This window comes from Candidatus Neomarinimicrobiota bacterium, from assembly GCA_034716895.1.
Taxonomy (GTDB): domain Bacteria; phylum Fidelibacterota; class UBA8477; order UBA8477; family JABMPR01; genus JABMPR01.
In genome coordinates this window covers 12,266-31,739 of record JAYEKW010000162.1, presented here as the reverse complement: position 1 = coordinate 31,739, position 19,474 = coordinate 12,266, and the positions used below count along the sequence as shown (strand labels likewise).

At 44.4% G+C, this 19,474-nt stretch carries 20 protein-coding genes; all 20 read right to left on the bottom strand.

The genetic code is table 11. The annotated features are described in order from the left end of the window. Nucleotides 1-194 precede the first annotated feature (194 nt). Complete coding sequence (locus U9Q77_10315) at nt 195-2,567, bottom strand: endonuclease MutS2 (GenBank protein ID MEA3287750.1); 2,373 nt, start codon at nt 2,565-2,567, stop codon at nt 195-197. 2 nt (nt 2,568-2,569) lie between these two features. After that, nucleotides 2,570-3,511, bottom strand: a complete 942-nt coding sequence (locus U9Q77_10310; GenBank protein ID MEA3287749.1) for a CvpA family protein — start codon at nt 3,509-3,511, stop codon at nt 2,570-2,572. Continuing rightward, nucleotides 3,511-3,954 (bottom strand): GatB/YqeY domain-containing protein, encoded by a 444-nt coding sequence (locus tag U9Q77_10305; protein ID MEA3287748.1) that lies wholly within the window; start codon nt 3,952-3,954, stop codon nt 3,511-3,513. The genes U9Q77_10310 and U9Q77_10305 overlap by 1 nt, the downstream gene beginning before the upstream one ends. Before the next feature lie 156 nt (nt 3,955-4,110). Then, the gene (locus tag U9Q77_10300; GenBank protein ID MEA3287747.1) at nt 4,111-4,584 is read right to left on the bottom strand and encodes a hypothetical protein; all 474 of its coding nucleotides are present in this window, start codon (nt 4,582-4,584) and stop codon (nt 4,111-4,113) included. Next, the gene (locus U9Q77_10295) at nt 4,581-5,918 is read right to left on the bottom strand and encodes a HAMP domain-containing sensor histidine kinase (GenBank protein ID MEA3287746.1); all 1,338 of its coding nucleotides are present in this window, start codon (nt 5,916-5,918) and stop codon (nt 4,581-4,583) included. Before U9Q77_10295 ends, U9Q77_10300 begins: the two co-directional genes overlap by 4 nt. Before the next feature lie 46 nt (nt 5,919-5,964). Then, nucleotides 5,965-6,351 carry a response regulator gene (locus U9Q77_10290; GenBank protein MEA3287745.1) on the bottom strand — a complete coding sequence of 129 codons (387 nt, stop codon included), beginning with the start codon at nt 6,349-6,351 and terminating at the stop codon, nt 5,965-5,967. A 106-nt stretch (nt 6,352-6,457) separates the two neighbouring features. After that, the gene (locus U9Q77_10285) at nt 6,458-6,940 is read right to left on the bottom strand and encodes a hydrogenase maturation protease (GenBank protein MEA3287744.1); all 483 of its coding nucleotides are present in this window, start codon (nt 6,938-6,940) and stop codon (nt 6,458-6,460) included. A gap of 5 nt (nt 6,941-6,945) precedes the next feature. Then, nucleotides 6,946-8,250, bottom strand: a complete 1,305-nt coding sequence (locus tag U9Q77_10280; GenBank protein MEA3287743.1) for a Ni/Fe hydrogenase subunit alpha — start codon at nt 8,248-8,250, stop codon at nt 6,946-6,948. Further along, entirely contained in the window at nt 8,247-8,981 is a 735-nt protein-coding gene (locus tag U9Q77_10275; GenBank protein ID MEA3287742.1) for an NADH:ubiquinone oxidoreductase, read from the bottom strand. The genes U9Q77_10280 and U9Q77_10275 overlap by 4 nt, the downstream gene beginning before the upstream one ends. Continuing rightward, a complete protein-coding gene (locus U9Q77_10270) occupies nt 8,981-9,832 on the bottom strand; it encodes an FAD/NAD(P)-binding protein (protein MEA3287741.1) in 852 nt (283 codons plus the stop codon). The genes U9Q77_10275 and U9Q77_10270 overlap by 1 nt, the downstream gene beginning before the upstream one ends. Nucleotides 9,833-9,848: 16 nt before the next feature. Then, entirely contained in the window at nt 9,849-10,883 is a 1,035-nt protein-coding gene (locus tag U9Q77_10265; GenBank protein MEA3287740.1) for a 4Fe-4S dicluster domain-containing protein, read from the bottom strand. 320 nt (nt 10,884-11,203) lie between these two features. Beyond that, nucleotides 11,204-11,872 (bottom strand): LON peptidase substrate-binding domain-containing protein, encoded by a 669-nt coding sequence (locus U9Q77_10260; GenBank protein MEA3287739.1) that lies wholly within the window; start codon nt 11,870-11,872, stop codon nt 11,204-11,206. A 358-nt stretch (nt 11,873-12,230) separates the two neighbouring features. After that, nucleotides 12,231-12,560 carry a cupin domain-containing protein gene (locus tag U9Q77_10255; protein ID MEA3287738.1) on the bottom strand — a complete coding sequence of 110 codons (330 nt, stop codon included), beginning with the start codon at nt 12,558-12,560 and terminating at the stop codon, nt 12,231-12,233. Further along, nucleotides 12,550-13,212, bottom strand: a complete 663-nt coding sequence (elbB, locus tag U9Q77_10250; GenBank protein ID MEA3287737.1) for an isoprenoid biosynthesis glyoxalase ElbB — start codon at nt 13,210-13,212, stop codon at nt 12,550-12,552. Before elbB ends, U9Q77_10255 begins: the two co-directional genes overlap by 11 nt. Before the next feature lie 17 nt (nt 13,213-13,229). Beyond that, on the bottom strand, nt 13,230-13,592 hold the full coding sequence (locus U9Q77_10245) for a Rieske 2Fe-2S domain-containing protein (GenBank protein MEA3287736.1): 363 nt from the start codon (nt 13,590-13,592) through the stop codon (nt 13,230-13,232). After that, nucleotides 13,585-14,148: an NUDIX hydrolase gene (locus tag U9Q77_10240; protein ID MEA3287735.1), complete on the bottom strand. Its 564-nt coding sequence runs from the start codon at nt 14,146-14,148 to the stop codon at nt 13,585-13,587. The genes U9Q77_10245 and U9Q77_10240 overlap by 8 nt, the downstream gene beginning before the upstream one ends. Before the next feature lie 133 nt (nt 14,149-14,281). Next, nucleotides 14,282-15,064 (bottom strand): DUF4249 family protein, encoded by a 783-nt coding sequence (locus U9Q77_10235; protein MEA3287734.1) that lies wholly within the window; start codon nt 15,062-15,064, stop codon nt 14,282-14,284. Nucleotides 15,065-15,069: 5 nt separating this feature from the next. Next, nucleotides 15,070-17,388, bottom strand: a complete 2,319-nt coding sequence (locus U9Q77_10230; GenBank protein ID MEA3287733.1) for a TonB-dependent receptor — start codon at nt 17,386-17,388, stop codon at nt 15,070-15,072. Further along, nucleotides 17,385-18,440, bottom strand: a complete 1,056-nt coding sequence (locus U9Q77_10225; GenBank protein MEA3287732.1) for a hypothetical protein — start codon at nt 18,438-18,440, stop codon at nt 17,385-17,387. Before U9Q77_10225 ends, U9Q77_10230 begins: the two co-directional genes overlap by 4 nt. 10 nt (nt 18,441-18,450) lie before the next feature. Further along, on the bottom strand, nt 18,451-19,290 hold the full coding sequence (locus tag U9Q77_10220) for a glycerophosphodiester phosphodiesterase family protein (protein ID MEA3287731.1): 840 nt from the start codon (nt 19,288-19,290) through the stop codon (nt 18,451-18,453). Between the last annotated feature and the right edge of the window lie 184 nt (nt 19,291-19,474).

The following is a 19,474-nucleotide window of genomic DNA, read 5'->3' as shown; positions in this document are numbered from 1 at the left end:
GAAATGACGCAAAGTGTTGATATATATGGATTTAGGAGTATTCACTATATGTGGTTGTATTTAATGGTTTTAGGGCACATTTCATGAATTCTCAGATACTTCTAGCGGTTTCGTCTATTTTCTATTTTCTATTTTCTATTTTCTACAAGTCTTCGCCTATCGGCTACGCCTGGCAAGTTTTTCAATTTTCAAACTCACCTAAGCTCCACAAAAGTTACCCCTGCCCCCCCTTCATCCAGGCCTCCCAGACGTTTTTCTTTTACTGCGTCATGTTTGTCCAAGATCTCATGGACGATCTGTTTGATGACCCCGGTACCCTTCCCGTGAATGATCTGCAGCATTGATAGATTACTCAGAACAGCTTGATCGATAAAACGACTGAGTTCATCAATTGCAGCTTCGGCCCGATAGCCTCTCAGGTCAAGCGAGTAAGTGCTGCCTGCTCGGTCTGTAACCTTGACAACAGTTGTCGTTCTTAGATCTTCAACTTGCGTTTTTGGTGCCTGGCCCAGCCAATCCATGGGAATTCGCATACGCTTACCGCCCACTTCCACCAGAACTTTTTCCTTATGGGGGGGCTCCAAGACGTTCCCTACCTGGTCCAGGCTTAATACGGTCACTTCTAATCCTTTGATGATGGTCTCAGGTGCGATCTTCTTTAATTTGCGCGGTTCTTCAGTGGCTTCAACAACCTGATCCAGGCGAGATTCAATTTTATCCAGAGCACTATGAACTTCTTTGATACTCTCTTTTCCGGCTTGGTTCTCCCGGATCTGCCGGATCACTTTTTCCACCGTCTGACGGGCATCTGAAATGATCCGCCCGGCTTTTTTGGCAGCATCCCGGTCAGCCTTACGTTCGGCTTTCGTCAGTGAATCAAGGGCTGAGTCTATTCGCTTCTGTTTCATTTTTAAATCGCGCTGCAAAACAGCATTGTCTGATTTAAGACTGGAAAGATTGACCCGTTCAGCTTCCAGCGCCCGCAGTAATTGTTCCATACTGTCCCGCGCCCAGCCGATGTAGCCGCGAGCAACAGTTAAGATCTTCCCTGACAATCCCAGTCGCCTGGATATTTCAAAGCCATAACTGCTTCCGGGAACACCAGCTTGAAATCTGTAGGTTGGTTTAAGACCCTGTTGGTCAAACTCCATAGCCCCATTCATCACGTGCTCAGCTTCATGGGCAAAAACCTTGAGATCACCCAGGTGGGTGGTGGCAATAGTCTTTACGCCCCTTTCTCCCAGTGATTCCAGAATAGCTCTGGCCAGAGCACCTCCCTCAGCCGGATCAGTACCGGTACCCAATTCATCCAACAACACCAGACTGTGAGCAGTAGCCGTATTCAAAATATTGATAATTGTCCCGATATGGGCTGAAAAGGTGGAAAGATCATTGACCAGTGATTGTTGATCACCGATATCCGAGAATATCCGATCAAAGAAGGGAATGATACTACCTTCAGCTGCCGGAACGGGGACACCTGCATTGGCCATCATGGCCAGGAGACCAATTGTTTTTAACGCCACGGTCTTGCCCCCGGCATTCGGTCCTGTTATGATCAGAGTGGTTGTTTCTGCATCCATATGGAGATCAAGCGGAACGACCTTGCGCTGCAGGGCCAGACGCGGATTACGGGCTGCTTTCAGATGGAATTGTCCGTTTCTGGACAGTGCTGGAATTGAGCAGGCAAAAGTTTTTCCAAACTTTACCAGAGCTATGTGAAAATCTATCACCTGGAGCAGTTCATAGTTGGTTAGAATGGCAGCCTGATGGGGGTGAAGTTCAGCGGTGAGTTCACGCAGGATCCGTTGTACTTCCTGTTGCTCCTCGATCTCCATGGACTTGATCTGATTATTCAGCTCAATGATCTCAAAAGGTTCGATGAAAGTGGTTGTCCCGGTATTGGACATATCCTGAATGACACCTTTAACCCGGTGCTTGTAACTACTGAGAACCGGCAGAACCAACCGCCCCCCCTTAATGCCGGCATGTGGATCATTGAGAACTCCCTGATCAGTATATTGCTTGACCAGATCATTCATTCGAGACCGTACAGTACCGGCCGATCTACGTAGTTTACGTCTCAAAGAGGAGAGGGTTGCGGAAGCATTATCCAGCATTTCTCCATCTGCTCCAAAAACTCGATGAATCGCTTTCTCAAGGTTCGGCAGCGTGCTGATCCGCCCAAATACATCTTGCCAGACCGAATCTTCAGCCGGCTGACTATTCCCATATGTTTTTTGAAGAATGCGGGTTTGTTCAAGCACATTATTCAGGGAAATCAAATTTTCACCGAACAGGGTACTTCCTTCCAGAGCCAGAAGTCGTATTGTTTCGTCAAGGTTTTCATAATAATGGACATGAAAGCTAGAGCTAACATCCATAAGAGTCTCGAATTCAGCAATTCGGGCATATTGATTTTCGATATCAAGCTGATCTTCACCTGGCTGAAGCAGTTCAAACCGGTGTTGAACATTATCACCAGCGGCCTCATTGGCAAGCCATTGACGGATATCATCAAAACCTAAATGTTGATAACTATGTGGGTCAGAATTGACAGAACTCATTGCTACCTATTTTGCTGGGTCTTGATCTGGGCTTCCATTTGCTGGATCATCTCATGCATATCTGTTTTCTGAGTTGGATCCATATATTTCATAGCTTCATCCATGAGTGATTTCCCGGAAGCATCTTTACTATTAATGGCACCTTCAAGCAGTGAGTTTGCATCTCCAGACTGCAAAGCTTGCAGAGCTTGTTCAATGATTTCTTTCTGAGGCCCTTCCAGCGATTCCATTGCTTTCTTCATCATCTCACTCTGCATGATATCGGCGGCACCTCCTGGGAGCCCTCCCGGACCGGGGATGATACTATGCCCATCTCTGGAAAGTGTGCCAGTTCCGCTCATTCCAGTAATGGCATCCAGATCCAGACCACCCATGATATCGCCTGATCCACCCAGAGCCTGCTCCAGCATTTTATCTTTCCCCTGACCCATTAGTGAGCCAACGGTCGTTTGCAACAGCGCCAATTCATCTTCCAGTGAAAAGAGCTGTACCATATTGGCAGCAAACACTTCCACTATTGGATAGAGCCTGGACTCTTTCTGCCAGTCTCCTCGCATACTCTCCGGAACCATGGCAAAAGCCCAAACCACGGCTGACAGGATCAGTCCTGCTTTGATCGCGCCAAATGATATTCCACCAATTCGATCTATAGCTCCCAGGTGCATGGTCTTCACTAGTTTTCTGAGTAAGAAGGAGGCAAAGGTAATGGAATACATAACGACCAGAAAGATCAGCACAAAGCCAGCAGTAACCTTATAGGCATCAGGGATGGAGATCAAGGGTTCCAGGAAAAGTGTACCATACTGATTATAGTTCATGGAAGCATAGATGGCGGCATAAACACCCACCATTTTCAGGACTCCATCAATGAGACCCTTTTTTAAACCACTCATGGCCATGACCAGGATGAGTAGCAGGCCAATTACATCAAAACCAGTTGCCATCAAATAAGGATCCTTTTTACGATTTCCTGCAAGCGTTTGCCATCAGCCTTACCGGCTGCGGCTTTCATCAAGGGTCCCATGACCTTCCCCATGTCTTTCATACTCGCTACACCGGTTTTAGCTATAATTGTTTTAACCAGGGTTTCCATTTCTACTTCGTTCATCATCTGCGGCAGGAATTTCTCAAGAATTGTTAATTCAGCCGACTCCTCGGCTGCCAGAAGAGGACGATTGCCCTGCTCATAAAGTACGATTGCTTCCTTCCGCTGTTTAGCGGCAGTTTGCACCAGCTTGATAAATTCAGGTTCGGTGAGCTTTTCACCCTTATCGATCTCTCGCAACTTGATCCGGGATTTTAAATCTCGAATTGTTCTCATCGTTGTTTGATCTTTAGCTTTCATTGCTGTTTTAAGCTGTGCTGTAAGCTCTTTTTGAAAGTCCACTTCGGTCTACTCCTCAGAAAATGATAATCTGACAAAATACTCGAAAATGTAGTTGGTATTGAGAGTTTTTTGGGGAAATAATTGGATGTTATACCAATTAAATGAAAAGGGAATAATATTTTTGTTAACGGTGTTCTTACAAAAAAAGCGTTTTATCTACGGTACGTCAAACACATCTCGCAGGGCTTCCAGAGTTTCTGACAAGTGTTTTTTTTCAATGATGGCTGAGATCGAACTGATGGAAGTTGAAATGGAGAGAATGTTGATCCCCCGAATCCCAATTGACCTGAAAAAAGTCGCTGCCAAGCCACACCGTTCCTTAAAATGCGGACCATAAACAGTCACTAAACTGACATCGTGGATCACTTGAATACTGATGTCATCATAGAGGTCTTTGATCGCCCCGGTTGCCTTGTTGAATGATTCCGAATCACCCTGATGCAAGGTAACTGCCAGATTGGCTTTACCGCGTTTATCAACATTCTCTGCAATAAAGTTTACCGTCTGGCCGTAAAAACAAAATTCTTCCAAAGTTGAGCCACCAGCATCTGGTTCATCTGGTAGATCGAAGATCCTCACGAAGGTCAGATCTTCATCAACGATGATGCCGCCAATGGATTCCTTTTTCACGAAATCTCCCCAATAGGTAATTCGACTATGAATTTACTCCCCTGATCCATCTTACTTTTCACGCTGATGGTACCGTCATGTAATTCAACCATGCGCATGACAATGGCCAGACCCAGACCTGTTCCTTCAGTGACCTGTTTCCGGGCAGTAGGTGTTCGGTAAAATTCTTTAAAGATATTAATTTGTTCAGATTCAGGAATACCAAGACCATTGTCAGATATTGCCACTTGATAGTATGAGGCCATTCTTTTCAACTTGACCTTGATCTCACCATTTTCAGGGGTGTAACGAATCGCATTTGAAATAAGATTTGAGAATATCTTTTTTAACGCAAGCATGTCCCCAAAGTATTTAAATTTATGATCAGTGGCTTTCAACGATAACGTTTGTTGTTTGCGTTCAGCATTGGGTTGCGCTTCGGTCACCAGTTCATTGATCAGTGTGGATAGATCCAATTTTTCAAACTTTTTCTGTTCCTGCATATTACCGTAGGTAAGATCAGCCAGGTCTTTAAGCATTTCGATCATTTCTGCTGTTCGATTGACCGCCCTGTGCACCATATCCTTTACCCGATCATCCACCTGGTTCCCCAGAACATCTTCAATGACCATAAGGGTTGATTGAATAGTGGCAATGGGGGTTTTCATTTCATGGCTGGCATATCTAAAAAAAGTGGTTTTGGTTTCGTTGACTTCCTGCAGTTTTTGATTGGCAACTTCCAGTTTCGCTCGTACTCGACGATGTCTTTCAGTAACACTTTGAGCCAAATAAGCTGAAGCGACCATGGTGATCACAAAAATAAACCAGATAGCAACCACAATACGCAGGTCATCTGCCAGATGAATATCATGAAAAAAGCAAATATGATCGACGTAAATGGAGTGCTCGAGCACCAGCAATCCGGAGTACAGTGCGATTACCAGCATTGAATACAAATAGGAGAAACCACCGGGGAAAATAATACTGGCTAAAATTATATGGAAAACATAAAAAAACGAGAGCGGACTTTCTTCACTCCCCGTGATGTAGACCAGTAGTGTCAGAACCAATAAATCCATGACCATTTGGGCATTCAGGAGGACAACCAGTTTTGACATACCAAGCTGTCTTTTCCCAGATGCTATGCCCATGTATAACAGATTCAAGAAGACCAGTATTCCGGCCGCGATCCCCATCCAGGTAATGCTGAGTGATGGGCCCAGATTAATGGTCTTCAACAGAACAACACCTGAGAGTAGCCCCAAGATCGCAAACCAGCGTAAACGAATCAGCCAGTGATCCCGGCGTAACATGGAAGCGGTTGAAAAAGCGGGAGTCTCAGGAAAAAGGGTCATTGGTCAACTGGTAACCTGATTTGAAGTGTTAACAATCTCTGAATGTCTAAACCTTGATATTCTGAAGAACAACATCTACCAGTTTTTTGGGATTGACTGGTTTTTCCAAAAACGCATCCACTGGTAAAAAATCAGCATCCTTACCGGGGTCGAATTGAAATCCGGTTTGATTTCCCACCGCGGTGAGCATCACAACGGGGGTATCCTTGATCGCAGACTCTTCCCGGATCTTATAGGCCACATGAAAGCCCTCATCCATGGATGACATCATGACGTCCAGCAGGACGAGATCTGGAGTTTCTGCTCGAATCATCTCCAATCCTTTTTCACCATCCTGAGCATCGATAACCTCAAAACCAGCGGCTTCAAGAGTAATACGCATAACTTCAACCAGATCGAAGTCATCATCTATGATTAAAACTTTTTTTGCCATTTTATAATTTCCTCCTAGGTGTAAGCACCAAACAAGTTAAAACTAATAAAGTTAATCGTCATTTGGCTATTATTGATTCGCGACCCCAGTTTATTTTTATTTATGATCATGAGGGCAGAACTTCTATAACTTCCAATTTTCGTTTAAATACATCTTGAATCTTTTTAACAACTGTTTTCAAAGCCTGTTGAACGGGTTGTGATAGGGTGCCCTTAAATTGAAGTGAATCTGGTTCAATACCAATGATTTTCAGGCTTTCTGGAAGCATTTCCAGGGAATCAGCTATTTTCAGAGCTTCAGCCAAACCCAAACCATGTAAAGACATGGGGTCATCATCCAGGATCAGCTGGGCTTGAGCTGGGTCAAAGCTTACGACACTCCCCGGGTCTCTGCCCATGCAACAGGCATCCACGATGATAACCTGTTGACGACCCTCAAGATACTCCAGGATACTAAGTGCATCACTTCCTGCATCTACCAGTTCCAGATCCTGATCAGACATATTGGCAAGCGCATCGATCACCAATGACCCTACGGCATCATCACCGCGAAGTCTGTTACCGACACCAATGACTGTTAATGTAGTCATCGGAACTATTCGATAAAGTCAACTTCTAACATGTGAACCGAACAAGATATACAGGGATCATAAGCTCTAACCAACATTTCCAGATTAAGGGTGATTTCTTCCTTACTCTTGTTGATGATCTCAGGAACCAATTTCAGCATGTCATTATCAATATTGGCCAGATTTTGACCAGTAGGAATGACACAATTGGCCTGGATGATATTTCCCTTGTTATCATAAGTATAATCATGAAAGAGAATACCTCTGGGTACTTCATTTGAGCCAAAACCTCTCCCATACCGGGTGGGGGTCTGATTGGGTTTCTCATTTTTGAGACCATTGGCAATCAGGGTATCAATAATGCGAACACTATCCACAACACAATGAACTACCTCAACAACCTGTGCAATAGTATTCATGTAGGGATTATAGCAATTAGGTTTCAATCCCATGGCTTCAGCAGCGGCAAGGGCTTCTTCACCCAATTGGGCGTGGTTGTTATTCCAACGCGCCAAAGCACCAACGAAGTAGGAATTTCGATTATACCTGGCATGCTTTGAGGTACTGTGATCCACCACAAACTCATTGGTCACATCCAAATAATCCTTAACTGGAATTGAACCACTATCTGATGAAAAAATAGCTCCCTCATAGAGGGCATATTCATCTGCATTCTTGAGGGATATATATTCTGTTTCACGCTCAAACTGCGGGATAGCTCCAGCTAAAGCCTGCATGGTTTTAACAGTTTCCAGGCCATCTGGCAAAGTTTCTTCCAGAAGTTTACGCTTGATCTCAAGCAACTCTGCTTTTTCCGGGATACGGGTAAAACCACCTGGCACGGGAGTTATGGGATGAACGGCCCGACCAGAAACGATATCGCCAATGTCATTTGCCACTCGTTTCATCCTCAGGGCTCTAAGCACTACATCCTTATGGGTTGCGATAAGCGGAAAGACACTTCCGGCACCGAGCAAATCAGGGGCAGCTAAAAAATAAGCATGCAGGATATTTGATTGCATGGTGGCACCATGCACCAGCAGTTTTCTCAATAACCTGGTCTGTTCAGAGATCTCCAGTCCCAGTGCATCCTCAGTTGTTACCAAAGAGGTCAATTGATGTCCCAGTGAACAGATGCCACAGATCCTGGAAGTAATGATGGCTGCTTCATGAAAGCTGCGACCCTTCAGCATTGCTTCAAAGAAGCGCGGGGGTTCCACGATACTTAGATGGGCTTTTTCCAGCACCCCATCCTTCATATTCACTACAATATTCCCATGACCTTCCACGCGGGTCAGATGATGGACTTTTATGTTTAGATCGCGACTCATAGTTGAACCTCATTTGCATTATAGAGTAGCATACGTTTTTTAGCTTCATCCAGACTGATGCCGTGGCTGGTCATCACTTCCAGCATACCATCCAGATTGGGATCATCCAACAGTCCACGACACCCCGTGCAGAATTGACCAAAACTGGGGCAAATAGCATCACAACCACCTCGGGTGATGGGTCCCAGGCAAACCATACCGCGATTGTACAGACATTCATTTTCATTCAGCTTGCACTCTACACAAACGGGTGATCCATATTTCGGTGGTTCTTTTCCCAAAACCAGAGCTATCAACAGCTTGAGGAAGTCCTGCTGGGTCATGGGACAACCATGGACTTCATAATCCACTTTGACGATAGCAGAAACAGCCATGGCTGGCAGGGTGGCGAACAGATATTTATCCTCTTTATAAACGGTTTCGCGTACTTCATCTATAGGATGTAGATTCTTCATGGCATTGACGCCACCATTGACGGCACAAGCTCCCAGTGCAACCAATATTTTGGATCGTCGCCGGATATCATGTATACGCTCCACGCAGGACGGTGAGGAGATAGAGCCCTCGATAAAGGCAATATCATAAAAATCAGCCTTGTCGTCCATGGCTTCACGGAATTCAACAAGATCGATATGTTTTAAAATATCCAGCAGATCATTTTCCAGGTTGAGCTTATTGAGCTGACAACCTTCACAACTGGTGAAATCAAAGAAAGCAACTTTTGGTTTCATTAGAAAGCCTCCTCCAATGGTTTGATATCAGCATAATTGAAAACTGGACCCTCCTGACAGCAGTACACACCATTAATCTGGCAGTGCCCACATTTTCCCACGCCACATTTCATACGACGTTCCAGAGAAACGTAGATCTGGTCGTCAGCCAACTGCTTGGACTTGAGAGACATGATCACAAATTTATACATGATAGGGGGACCAGTGATCGCTGCGATGGTTGTGTTGAGATTCAGATCAAGACCGGGTATCAGAGTGGTGATCACACCTGTATTCCCTGTCCAGTTTTCATCTCCCTGGTCAACAGTCACGTGAAATTCAACATCGTCTCTGGCTATCCATTCAGCAATTTCTTCCTTGAACAGCAGCTCATTGGGTGTTTTGGCACCGTATAAAATAATCAAACGACCAAAGTCTGTTCGATTATCCAAAACATAATTGATCAACGATCGCAGGGGCACCAGTCCAATTCCACCAGCAATGATCAGGATGTCTTTACCGAGGAGCTTCTCAATGGGAAAACCTTTGCCATAGGGTCCTCGGATTCCGAGGGAATCACCCGCCTCATATTTTTTAAGGACATTGGTCAGGACACCCACTTGACGGATACACAATTCAAAGCGCCCATTGTTATGGGGGGCACTTGAGATGGAAATAGGGGCTTCCCCAATACCGAAGGCAGAGACCTCCACAAATTGTCCGGGGCTGTGCCCCAGATCCTGGCCTTCCGGCATTTCTAATTCATACCACTTCTCCATGTCGGTGATCTGTTTTGCCTGGGTCACCTTACACATCGTGGGAAAGTAGAGATCTTGGGCTTCATCTAGTTTGACATCTTCAAAACGTTTCATATTGACCTCCGCTCCCTTAAACCGATACTCGTTGGTGCAGTTGAGCCTGCTCATCTTCGTGAATAAGATCATTCACGATCTCCGGTAACGAGATACCTGCCGGACAAAAGGCAGTACAACGTCCACAGCCAACACACCAGGGCAAACCTTCTTCGTCAGTGATGTATTTAAACTTACGGTAGAGACGATGCCGGGTTCTATTTATGGTATTCTCTCTGAAATTCTCACCACCGGCCACTTCAGCAAAAGTACTTAACATGCAGCTGTCCCAACTACGTTGGCGCTTGCCATCTTCAGCCGTGATTGTTACTTCATCATTTACATCAAAACAGAAACAAGTGGGACAGGTCAAGTTACAGGCACCGCAACTCACACAGCGTGAGGCTACCTCAGCCCATACATCAGAATGATAGGCATATTGAAACACACGGGGCAAACGATTGTAGTGATAACGAATCTTGGTTTTGAATTCCCGTCCCTCGACGATCTCAGGTTCAGCAGTTTTCAGTTTATTGAAACCATGGATCAACAAACGGCCGTTTTCGGTTAAAACGTACAACTGATAATCACCATCCACCTCATTAAGGAAAAGATCAAATCCCTCCATATCTTCGATGGCAATTCCTACGCTTTCAGAAAAATGGAATTCATCTGGAGTAAATGATATTCCCACAAAACGTGATTTGGTACGCCGCTTGAGGTAATTTGACTCAACATTACCAGAGAGCATGCTATGATCCAACCTGAGAATGGATTGCATCTCATAGCTATGAATTGCAAAATAAACTTTTGGTTCGATGGGAATCTCAACTGGGGTGGAAGTCAAATCATTCAGTGAAAAGCTCACTAACTTCTCCACTGGCGGAAGAAACTCTTTTTTTAAAGGCAGCAACGTTCTGTTATAGTCCAGAACAACCAGACTACTGTCACCTACAGTCTCAAATGAGTACGAAACATCCCCTTTCGCATGAGGAGCAACGACCTCCCCAAAAGCCCCCAGATGATCGATCAGGGCTGGGACATCAGTGCGTAATAGAGAAAAACACTCCATGATGGCATCCTTGTATATTTGATTGGTTATTAATATCAATCACATCCATTTAATCAGGGAAATGCAAAGCACATGCCATTGATTGTTTTTCGCTCTGACAATATTTAAGAATATTAATATATATTTGACTAAATCATTTACTCACTCTGTAAACGACTATCACAAGGCAACAATACACGCTGATATTTAATTCGTAGCGTAGGTACTTCCTGGGAGTATCTCCCAGGTGCCTGGTTGTTACCTTTGGCGCAGACTGAGATCAATGTTATTTGTGTAGGAATTATACTAATAAACCGCTTCAACGGTTTACTTTGAGAAAATTAATTGAGGGTAATATCGTCTGTGATCCCGGGGTCAACTCGTTTTAGTAACTCGAGGGTTTCGATCTGATCATCAATGTGCCACAGAATCCGGCTGGCTCGCTCACGAATAGAATCCATGGCTAAAAGTTTATAATGCTCCCCATTGCGTAGCGGTAAGGTTCGGGCTACCAGATTCACCAGACTGACAAAGGGTTGTTCGCTGTCAAGAATGGGGCTAAAATCAAGGCTATCAGGTGAATGTTCTACCAGATAATTCAAACGCAGGAGTAGATCCTCACGTTCATCGCTGAAATTCTCTGCTCGGTCATGTTCAGGCAGTTCATGCAACTCAGCCACCCGAAACGGATTGTCTTTTACTAGTTGACCAAACCCTACCCGATGCAAGCCCTCGAGAACAATATTCAAGTTACCATCTTCCAATACTTCATATGAGTGAATCCTACCCAGACACCCAACCGGATAAATATCGGGTGTGCCATAGTAGCTATCCTCATACCCCGGTTGCAGGGTAGCCATGGCTAATAATCCGTCACCTTCGAGTACTGATTGGATCATTTCCAGATATCGAGGTTCAAAAATATGATAGCCAGCTCTTATCTCAGGGAATAGATCTACCGTTGGCAGAGGAAAGATCGGGGCATATAATGTTTCAGTTTTCTTTTTCATAACTCGACCTGTTTTAAATAAACGTCACTCGACAGCTCAAAGCCTCATGCTTCAAACTATCCTTATTCCCCTTTCTATTATCTATTATCTATTATCTATTTTGACGGCCTCGTAAAAAGTACCTCTCGCAGAGCACGCAGAGCGGTGCATTGAGCTTGTCGAAATGACGCAAAGTATTGATATATATGGATTTAGGAGTATTCACTATATGTGGTTGTATTTAATGGTTTTAGGGCACATTTCATGAATTCTCAGATACTTCTAGCGGTTTCGTCTATTTTCTATTTTCTATTTTCTACTAGTCCACGCCTATCGGCTACGCCCGGCAAGTTTTTTCTATTTTCAAGATTCTCCAATATCAATGGATACCGGGAGGAGCCTGAATCCTGAGGACAGTCAACTGCTCATCACTTTCGTTGATAATTCCTGCACTTACACCGATCTCTACCAAAACCGAAGTATTGCGAGTAAGCACCAACACCTCATCACCAATCTCAAAAACACCTTCACCCCGCAGGATATAATAGATCATGTCTGAAAGAGGTTCAACCAGGGGAGATATATATTGATGTGTATTCAAGGTCAATACATCCATCTTTAACTGATCACTGCTAAAGAATGAATTGATAACAGCAGTATCCTCAGAAAAATGAGCCACCTGCTTTAGATATTTAACATTACTTTCCATCAATCATCTCCAAGACTTTATTCACTAATTTTTCAATTCCCACTGCTGCTTCCCCAATTCGAACATTCATCATATACGCCGGAGTTGATACAATTTTTCGCTCATCATCAACCACATAGTCGCTCACCGGACAACTCACATGAACACCACCCATTTCAGTGATTGCGGCTGCAGTATCTGCATCAGAACCAATCGTTAATTTCGCTTCAGCTCCATATATATGTGGAATCATGGCCGGTGCGATGCACACATAGCCCATGGGTTTTCCAGTAGCGGCGAAAGCCCGGGCAAATTGCAGCACATCATGCTGGACAGAACTGTCAGCCCCCTTTACTGCAAAATTTGAAAGATTTTTAGCAGCACCATATCCCCCTGGAAAGATCACAGCATCGTAATCATTGGGGTTTGCCTTGGCAATGTCAATAATTTCAGTTCTGGCGATCCGGGCAGCTTCCACCAGCACATTGCGTTGCTCACCTTCACTGACCTGGCCCGTCAGATGATTGACCACATGCATCTGATCCATATCCGGTGCCATACACTGGTATTCAACACCTGATCTGTCCAGGGCAAGCATGGTAATTACACTTTCCTGAATTTCGGCTCCATCCAAAAACCCTGAACCTGATAATATCACAGCTACTTTTGTCATGCTCCACTCCCCTTTATTTACCACTGATAGGATGATGTATCAAAATCATCCTTATTTGAATCATCAGCCAGTGGCTGCACCCAGATCTCATCACCCCTGACTTCCAGCGGATAGAGTTCCAGACAAGTCCAACTGGGTTTGATCCCCTTCCCCGTAGAAATCCTATACTTCCAGCCGTGGAGGGGACAGCTTATAATATCACCGGAAATCTCACAAAGCTCAAGCTTGAAGGCATTGTGTTTGCAAACTCCAGAACGAGCGATAAATCCTTGAGGTGTATTAAAAATAGCTATCTCCACATCATTCAGAATCACATTTTTTGCAGCACCTCTAGCTATCTCGGACTGGTTGCAAACCAATATGAATTCAGGTTCAGACATGCGGCTCCCATTCTCCAGCAGCCAGTTTTTCCGCCCAGAATAGTCCTACCATTGTTTTAGCATCGGTAATCTCACCTTTGTGTAGCATTTCCATGGCTTTATCTAGAGGTATCTCGAATATTTCTAAAAACTCATCCTGATCTCGATCGATGCCCTGCATGGTTAGATCGTGAGCGGCGTAGATTGCCATCTTCTCATCAGCATAGCCAATAGCAGGATACAAATGAGTAATAAATTGCCAACTGCCTGCTACGTAACCAGTTTCTTCCAACAGCTCCCGTTTGCCAGTAGTGAGAAAGTCTTCACCAGGATCAATCTTTCCAGCTGGCAACTCGAAAAAAATCTGATCTGGATAATATCTGAATTGGCGTTCCATGATCAGAGTTTTTTTATCCAGAAATGGAATTACAACCACTGCACCTGGATGGAGAATGCCTTCTCTAATACTGGTTTTACCATTTGGCAAGCGCACCTCGTCGCGGGTGACATGGAGTAACTTGCCCTGAAAGATAGTTTCGGAAGATATTTTCGTTTCGTGTAATTCATTTGTTTTCATAGGCTTGAATTTTAGAACCTACAGTATGAAATGCAAGCGTGTTGCTGAAGCTTTCGCCTTTTTGTCTTTCTAATGCAGTGAAACGAAAATTTTCAGCCCTCTGGCGCTATAGGAAGGCACAACATATTTCACCCTACAGAGGAAAAGTCGCTATGGCAACCGACCCAAAACACCCATACCCATCCGTTACAGTTGACCCGTCAGCGTGATAAGTATTGGGGATAAACGTAATACCGCTGTTGCCATAACTGGTCAGATTTTCATCCAAAGCACCGACCACGAGAGCCTGAGGAACTCCATTAGCGGCGTTAAAAACCCAGTCAATATCAAGAATATCCTCATTTCGTGGTTTGATCACCTTTTCCAGAGTAATCTCAGAAAAGATCAGGTAGAGCTTATACTCAAACGCACTGGCGTGGTGTTTAAGTTGGAATGAGACCCTCCCGGAAGCGACTGAGAGGGTATTCAAAACCAGCGCAGGCTTCTGAGGAATGGCTGTCTCACCCGTCAATGTAGGGTAATCAGGAGCACTGATCTCCAGCTCGAAAGTTTGTCCGGGCTGAACATCCAGGGTTGTATCCTGGTACTTACCCCAGCCGAATGAGTCCTCAGGTTTCAGAAAAAAGTATTCTGTCCCCGAGCTGGCTAAGGTCAACTTCACAAAATCGACCTCTGGGGGCCAATCCTCGATTGAATCAGAATAGATCTCTTCGGTGGTCAAAGCTCGATTGATACTTATAAAGGAAGTCCCGGTCTGTTCATCGGCACGCAACACACCCAGAATATTCAAACCAGCTTCAAATTCGGTCGGGATAAGATCACCTGGCATGGGACCGGGTTCATGAGGTAGATCACAGGTCACAAACAAAGTGATCGTAATGATGATCAAAAGGGCCGGGTACAGGGGCTTCATCATTCTCCTTAAAACCTCAAATTATAGCCAACTGAGATGGCCGGTAAAAATTCTACATCCAGGCCGTAATACCCATAGCCCGGGAAATAAATGTAATAGATCGGATTGCGATGTAAAAATAATAAATTTCGGATAGTCATTGTATAATAGGCTTCCAAACCACCCAGGTATTCCGCCAGGTTATATCCAAAACCACTCCGTAATTTTTTCTTCCAGCCAATATCCCAGGTCATGCGGGAAGGGTAACGAACATTGTTCCTTTCCGGGGTGATATTCGTAGCAAATACACCAAAATCATTGTTCAGCGGATCGTATGAATAATGCATCCGCATGCCGGTCTCCCAGGTACGTGGGTAACCTGAAGTAATTTGCATGGTGGAGCTGGCAATGATATCGGGCGTTAATTTATACATAAGTAGGGATTTGAAGTTGTGGGGCTGATCCCCATCAAACAGACTTTGCTTACCGTTTTGGATGGATGGATAATTGCGATATCCTTTTGAATAATTATACCCAACCCAACCGGACAGACGTCCCAGTGAACCCTTGATCAATACTTCAAAGCCATAGGATTCACCCGAGCCACCCTCGATCTGGGTGTTTTCACTACTCTGCATTATACTAGAGCTATAGGTGGAGTGGTATAGCTGACGCAGATCCTTGTAATAAGTGGCTATGGAATATTCCAGTGTCTTTGTAAGCTGCCCCTCGATACCCAGGATATGATGAAAGGAATGAATGGGAGCATGATCTCCCAGCGACTGGTAATAATCCAGAAATCGGACAAATTCTTCACTCTTTGAATCCATAGTTGTGAGGTATTGGTAGTAATGCCCATAAGCTGCTTTTAGTACATGTTTTCCGACCCGAAGGCTCATGGAGACACGTGGTTCCATATTCCAGCTATCTGTAGATCTTAGTCTAGATTGTCTCAATCCAGCTTTTAACATGAGGGGTCCCAGATCCACCTCATCCTGAAAAAAGACAGCCTGGAACTGAGATCCAGTCCTGAGCGGATCCGGTTTTGTGTCAACTCGGCCAGTCTCATTTGAAAAATTCAGATCATTGATCTCAAAGCCCAACTTTAGCGTTTGATGCCCAAAGGCATACCAGGCTAGATTTGCTTTGATCGTATTATCAAAGATCGAATTCTCAATGTGGGTTTTGTAATTCAATCTAACATCTGTACCAGAACTGGTATCAGCAATAGAGTAGCCAAAATACGTTTGATTATCCACCCTTGATCCGGAATGATACACTTGCCCCTCAAATAGTAAATTGGGCAGCAAGACTGTATTCACTTTCAGTCCAACAGCCCGATTGTTGGTCTTGGCAATAAACCCTTCTTCAAAGGATTCAAAAACACTGTCAGGGAAAAAGAGCATCAGATTGGCCACCCGGTAATCCATGTAATCACGTGCAAAGAAACCGGAAAAACGCAAGCGGGTCTTGCCATAGGATATCTGATAGGCACCATTATAGTCCATCATCAAATTGGGTGATCCCATAAGCACTTTCAGCATTAGATCACTGAGCAGACGGCCAGATAACATAGCAGAGCCTCGTTCTCCTGCTGGAAATTCGATGGCGCCGGAAATACCTGATATCGAGGGTCTGAATTCACCATGAATTTCAGATCGGTGACCTTCACGAGTTGTGATATTTAGAATGGAGGCGTTACGACCTCCATATTCAGCGTCAAATCCACCAACCAGCATCTCGATATTCTTAATCGCATAAGGATTGAATATTGCATTTGAACCCATGAAATGTTGAGGGTTATAAATGGTCATTCCATCAAGCTGAACCAGATTCTCTCCAGGATCACTGCCTCGTACATAGTATTGAGGAGACATGGGATCTGAGATGGTCACACTGGGTGAGAATTTCACCAGTTTGAATACATCTTTACTCAGTTGAGGGATCTCACTTAATACAATGGGATCCACCTGAAAACTTGAAATATCCAGATCCTTGTTGATGATACTTGAGCGTTGTCCAACGACTTCTATGGCTTTGGTATCAATGGCTTGAGGACTCAGGGTTACTCGGGGAAAATAATATCTCTCAATATTCAATATCACCGGAAAAGTTGTGTCCACATAAGCAATATGTGAAAAAGTAAGCGCAACATGGGTATCCTGAATATCTCGGATTATGAAAAACCCATCCAGGTTTGTGGCACTCCCTTTACTTAGCTCCCGAACAAAAACGTTGACCCCGACAATGCTTTCACCACTCTTGTTGTCAAACACATAACCGGAAATCGTGCTTCCCAGAAGGGTCGATATCATCAACAGTGCGGTAAAGACTATCCTGAAGATCATGGCAGTAATACCCCCAGACTGAAAAACAAACCCGGTTCAAACTGAGGAATCACATCCGGCAGAATATTCATCCCCTGATAAAACCCAATGCTGGCATAAAGACCTGTATGATTTACCGGGTGATACTCCAGCACTCCCATCCCTGAGAGGTTCACATAGAAAAGATTCCAATAGTCCAGATGCGTGTATTCACTTCGCTCAAAATTGTTAAATCCGAACCGAAAAGTGCCAACTGTTTTTGCAACCCAATTTGGGGATAAACGTCTGAACCATTGCTGATCCCAACCCCCGATCGCCAAAGATTCATAATGTTCAGCTTTCCGATAAAACACACCGGGTGAGCCACGTACCCACTTGGTTTGCTGATCCGTTGGAAAATCCAGGGTCAAATGAGTATTGATCGCGTAGCCATCGGCAAAAAAGATGAACTCTGACCAGGTCATGAGTTGGCGCCGATATAAATGAGGGTAAAACTCTCGGTTGAAATCACCGGTACTCAGAGCCTGAGATTGGGCAGCCAGAAAAGTTTGTACAACCTCCCTGAGGTACTCCTCTTCCTCCTGCTTTTTCTTTTTTTTGAGCCGGATTTCCCACATCCAATCGCTGACAGGATTTCCGACGCTATCGTGATAGGTTGTATAGGCGTTGAGACAGAGACCCTTATCCAGAACCGGCTTTGAATCTGTCCATAGAATAAGATCGGTAATCTGAAGTGTGCCGGTCAGATTCAGGGAATCACTGGCAAATTGTTCTTGAAGCAGAACCGCCAGTGACTGGTTCATGGCCAGGTATTGGTCCACTGGGATATATTTCCATATTTTTGTCTGGCGGATGCCCAGAATGTTCCCAGCGACTGCCCGGGAGTCTTGTACCTGCATCTCACTTGATAGATCATTCAGGGTTGAATCTTGCGGGATCGTAATATACAAGGTATCAGATATGAAAGTTTCCAAGGTTGGCAGTTCAAACCATTGAGCAGAAATAGTGGATGGTATGGCCAGGGAAAACGCTATGCTCAATATGAGGTGTTTAACGCAAACCTTTAGATTCATTGCAGCCTGATCATTCTTTCAGCTCTTCACCAACAGTTTCAACAAGTAATTGAGTGTCATCTGACATGATCCCTTTGACCATTGGATCAGCGGCAAATTCTTTCATTCTTTGTGCATCATTGACTACCCAGACATGCAGGGGAAGCTGTTTCACTCCAGACCAGAATTTGACACACCAATTCATGTTTTCTTCGAACGGGTGCAACATATCAGGGTGAGACAAATGTACTCCTGCAAAATACCTGAGTGAGAAAAGGTGGGGACTATACCAGATCAAGGCTGTGAAAATGTTTGGATCAGACCTTTTTACCCTCCAGATATTCAGTGGATTAAAGGAAGAGAGAATCACCCGATCCCGAAGACCATTTTCATTGATAAACCGTACCAATTCCCGTTCTGTGCGCTGTTCGAAGAAAATAGAATTATTCTTGATCTCAAAATTGAGAACAATATCGTCTGGTAAAGCTTCTATAACAGCTTTCAGAGTGGGGATCTGCTCATTCCGCCCTGGCCAAAGGTAAGCGGCATTGAGCGTTTGGAGTTGAATCAAAGTGTGATCCCCTACACGACCCTTTCCATTGGTGGTGCGTTCCAGCGTATCATCATGAAAGACGACGAGATGACCATCTTGGGTACGAAACACATCAAGTTCAATTGCATTGCAGCCATCAATAATGGCTTGTTTGAAGGCTGGAATAGTATTTTCCGGTTCTTTTTCTGAGGCACCCCGATGACCGAACAACAGATAGGGATTTTTTTTGTAAAGTACTGAAGTATCCAACGGTTTCCAGATTGAAAAATGAACCAGGAGAATCAAGCCGACAAACAGAATAAGCAATAGACCAAACATGAAGTAATCTAATTACAAATCATGAATTACGAATTACGAATTGCTTGAACCATCTCAAACCTAATGGATCAATTTAATCTAATTACTACCCCTTGCACTTCTGGAAATTGCCTGGAATCATTATGGCATCATCACCAGATGCCTGTTTCCCGAATTTTAACCCTAACCATGGGTTGCTGCTTAT

Coding starts and splice junctions, on each gene's coding strand:
- U9Q77_10230 (MEA3287733.1), bottom strand. CDS start 17,388: ATGATCTTCAGGATAGTCTTTACCGCACTGTTGATGATATCGACCCTT.
- U9Q77_10285 (MEA3287744.1), bottom strand. CDS start 6,940: ATGACTACATTAACAGTCATTGGTGTCGGTAACAGACTTCGCGGTGAT.
- U9Q77_10225 (MEA3287732.1), bottom strand. CDS start 18,440: ATGAATCTAAAGGTTTGCGTTAAACACCTCATATTGAGCATAGCGTTT.
- U9Q77_10260 (MEA3287739.1), bottom strand. CDS start 11,872: ATGAAAAAGAAAACTGAAACATTATATGCCCCGATCTTTCCTCTGCCA.
- U9Q77_10240 (MEA3287735.1), bottom strand. CDS start 14,148: ATGAAAACAAATGAATTACACGAAACGAAAATATCTTCCGAAACTATC.
- elbB (MEA3287737.1), bottom strand. CDS start 13,212: ATGACAAAAGTAGCTGTGATATTATCAGGTTCAGGGTTTTTGGATGGA.
- U9Q77_10275 (MEA3287742.1), bottom strand. CDS start 8,981: ATGAAACCAAAAGTTGCTTTCTTTGATTTCACCAGTTGTGAAGGTTGT.
- U9Q77_10245 (MEA3287736.1), bottom strand. CDS start 13,592: ATGTCTGAACCTGAATTCATATTGGTTTGCAACCAGTCCGAGATAGCT.
- U9Q77_10265 (MEA3287740.1), bottom strand. CDS start 10,883: ATGGAGTGTTTTTCTCTATTACGCACTGATGTCCCAGCCCTGATCGAT.
- U9Q77_10295 (MEA3287746.1), bottom strand. CDS start 5,918: ATGACCCTTTTTCCTGAGACTCCCGCTTTTTCAACCGCTTCCATGTTA.
- U9Q77_10255 (MEA3287738.1), bottom strand. CDS start 12,560: ATGGAAAGTAATGTTAAATATCTAAAGCAGGTGGCTCATTTTTCTGAG.
- U9Q77_10235 (MEA3287734.1), bottom strand. CDS start 15,064: ATGATGAAGCCCCTGTACCCGGCCCTTTTGATCATCATTACGATCACT.
- U9Q77_10290 (MEA3287745.1), bottom strand. CDS start 6,351: ATGGCAAAAAAAGTTTTAATCATAGATGATGACTTCGATCTGGTTGAA.
- U9Q77_10280 (MEA3287743.1), bottom strand. CDS start 8,250: ATGAGTCGCGATCTAAACATAAAAGTCCATCATCTGACCCGCGTGGAA.
- U9Q77_10270 (MEA3287741.1), bottom strand. CDS start 9,832: ATGAAACGTTTTGAAGATGTCAAACTAGATGAAGCCCAAGATCTCTAC.
- U9Q77_10310 (MEA3287749.1), bottom strand. CDS start 3,511: ATGGCAACTGGTTTTGATGTAATTGGCCTGCTACTCATCCTGGTCATG.
- U9Q77_10315 (MEA3287750.1), bottom strand. CDS start 2,567: ATGAGTTCTGTCAATTCTGACCCACATAGTTATCAACATTTAGGTTTT.
- U9Q77_10220 (MEA3287731.1), bottom strand. CDS start 19,290: ATGTTTGGTCTATTGCTTATTCTGTTTGTCGGCTTGATTCTCCTGGTT.